We start from the raw sequence: 2458 nt of genomic DNA, 5'->3' as shown, positions 1-2458 counted from the left end.
GGTGCATTGCCGAGCGTAGTCGACGGGTGCGAGGTAGCCGAGCGATGAATGCCGGCGGTCGTGGTTGTATTCGGTCTTCCAGTCGCCGATCACGACCTGGGCGTGGAGCAGCGAGTAGAAGCTGTTGATGTTCAGGCACTCGTCGCGGAGCCTGCTCTCGGCATCCTCGCCTTCACTTCGGCGAGGTCACCCGTGGCCAGGCCTCTCGCCCTCGCTGCGCCACCGGCGACATCCTCCGCTTCGCGAGGTCACCATGGACGAGCCCCTCGCTGGGCGACGCGTGCGTCCCGTCATGGCCTGAGACCTTACATCACCGACGGGGCCCTGCCGAGAGACGATCCTCACGGCAGGGCCCCGTCACGGTGCTTGGGCGCGAGCGGCCGGGTGCGCCTCGGGGGTCAGGCGTCGTCCCGCCCGGCGGCGCGGTGGACGAACTCGATGAGGGAGTTCTCCATCTCGGCGCGGGTCTCGGGCTCGTTGTGAACCTCGTGGCGGACGTCGGGGTAGATGTGGAGTTCGACGTCGTGGCCCTTCTCCTCCAGGCGCCGGGCGACCTCGCGCGCACCCTCGCCGTAGTTGGTCACCGGGTCCTCCGCGCCCGCGAAGATCGCGACGGGAACCTGCGGAAGGCGGTCGAAGAAGTCGTCGCCGTTGGCCTGGTCGTACACGTCGACGAAGCCCTGCAGGAACCGGTTGCTCAAGGGGGCGCCGAAGTTGTTGAAGGGGTCGCGGCCGTGATCACGGACGACGTCCGCGTTGCGCGCCACCCAGTCCGTCGGGCCGAAGTCCGGGCCGAGGCGGTCGTAGAAGCCGTCGAACAGCTGGCCCACCAACGCATCCGCAGCGGGGGCGGAACCGTCGGCCGCCACGGCAGCCTTCAGGGCCTCGCGATCCAGCGTCGACTCGACACCGCGCATGCCCACGGCGATACCGCCCAGCGCGAGCCCGTCGACCTCGACACCCGGCTGCAGCACCAGCGCCCGCGCGATCATCGACCCCAGGCTGTGGCCGAACACCACGTACGGCAGGTCGGGGAACAGCTCCTTGGCCTTCCGGTACAGCGTCACCTCGTCCTGCACGATGACCGTCGCCGACTCGTCACCGGCGTCACCCCACGTCCCCGACTGCATCGCCGTCCGACCGTGACCCGCGTGATCGTCCGCGACCACGACGAACCCCGCATCCACCAGCGCGGCCGTCATGTGCAGGTACCGGCGGGAGTGCTCGCCGAGACCGTGGATGAGCTGGACCACCGCCACCGGCGTGACCGCCGGTTCGTACACCCAGGCCTGGATGGTGTCGGTGCCGTTGTGCGACGTGAACTCGAGTTCGCGCAGAGCCATGCTGACCTCCTCGTCATGCCCTCGGGCGGGGAGCTCGACGGTATGACCCTACCGTACCTGCCGACAACGGGATGTCCGGCCCCCGACCTCCGTCGCCTACTCGCGGAACTCCCTGTCGCGGGCGCTGAGAGCGGCAGGTACGCGCCCAGCCCGTCCCGAGAGCCGCGTGACCGGGTCCGGACCCGGCGGCCCGGCAGGGTCACCCCCGGTGGGGGGCCGCGTCCCGCCCGGATCATGTCTGCCGGCCCGCCCCGTGGCACTTCGGACGCTCTGTGCCGGCGCCGGGCGTGCCCGTCCACGCCCGGACGGCCCGCAGAACGTGGACCAGGCCTCGGCATCGCGGCTACGGAAGGTGAGGCCGGGGTCGATCAGACAGGCGACACGGGACATCACATGGAGAAACGGCGTCCCCGCTCCGGTGCTGCGTGTACCCGACGACGGCCCCCCGGCCGACGAGCCCGGCGCCGACGACCTCGGTCCCGGCGATCACGCCGCGGCCCACGTCGCCCGCGACTACGGTGCCCGCGCCGACGACGCGCCCCACGACCACGCCCACCACGCGCCCGACGACCCGTCCGAGCGTCCCCGCAGTGAAGGCGGTGCAGCGCACCTTCCAGGTGGACCGGTACATGCCCAAGACCGCGGCTCAGGCCCGGGTCGTGGCGCGCCTCGACGACGACGGCGTGCTGCGTTACCGCGAGGACCGCGCCCTCTGGGGCGCGAACAACTGGCAGTTCGTGACGGTGCGGGTGCCCGCCGACGCGAGCAAGGCGCAGGTCATGGCCGTGATCAACGCCAAGACGTCCTCGCGTGTGGGTGACGTGCACACCGGTTCGCGCCTGCGTTCCATCACGCGTGGTCGCTCGGTGACGATCGCGTGGGAGCTCGGCAAGGGCGCCCGCCCCACCTCCGCCTGGGGTGCGAACAAGTCCGTCAACCAGATGTTCTTCGCCCGCTCCTGAGCGACCACAGGTGGGCGTGGCCATCACCACCACGCCCACCTGTGGCGGGCCTGCATCGCCGAGCCCGGCCGAGCGACGCGTCACGCTTGCGAGGGTGGCGCCGTCGCCGCATGTCGGCTCCGCCCCTCGGGGGGGGTGCCCCTATGTCTTTCG

At 71.1% G+C, this 2458-nt stretch carries 2 protein-coding genes and 1 pseudogene; 1 reads left to right on the top strand and 2 read right to left on the bottom strand.

The features are described from left to right. Window positions 1-168 (bottom strand): annotated as a pseudogene (locus B3587_RS07985) (integrase core domain-containing protein); the annotation flags it as partial. 230 nt (window positions 169-398) lie between these two features. After that, window positions 399-1343: an alpha/beta fold hydrolase gene (locus tag B3587_RS07980; RefSeq protein WP_035964342.1), complete on the bottom strand. Its 945-nt coding sequence runs from the start codon at window positions 1341-1343 to the stop codon at window positions 399-401. 590 nt (window positions 1344-1933) lie between these two features. Between B3587_RS07980 and B3587_RS07975 the strand changes: the two genes are divergently transcribed. Then, on the top strand, window positions 1934-2305 hold the full coding sequence (locus B3587_RS07975) for a hypothetical protein (RefSeq protein ID WP_013350234.1): 372 nt from the start codon (window positions 1934-1936) through the stop codon (window positions 2303-2305). Window positions 2306-2458: the final 153 nt, after the last annotated feature.

Origin of the sequence: Microbacterium sp. UBA837, assembly GCF_002296025.1 — a bacterium.
Classification (GTDB): Bacteria; Actinomycetota; Actinomycetes; order Actinomycetales; family Microbacteriaceae; genus Microbacterium.
Note: the sequence above shows the minus strand (reverse complement) of the source record. Positions and strands in the feature narration are given on the sequence as shown.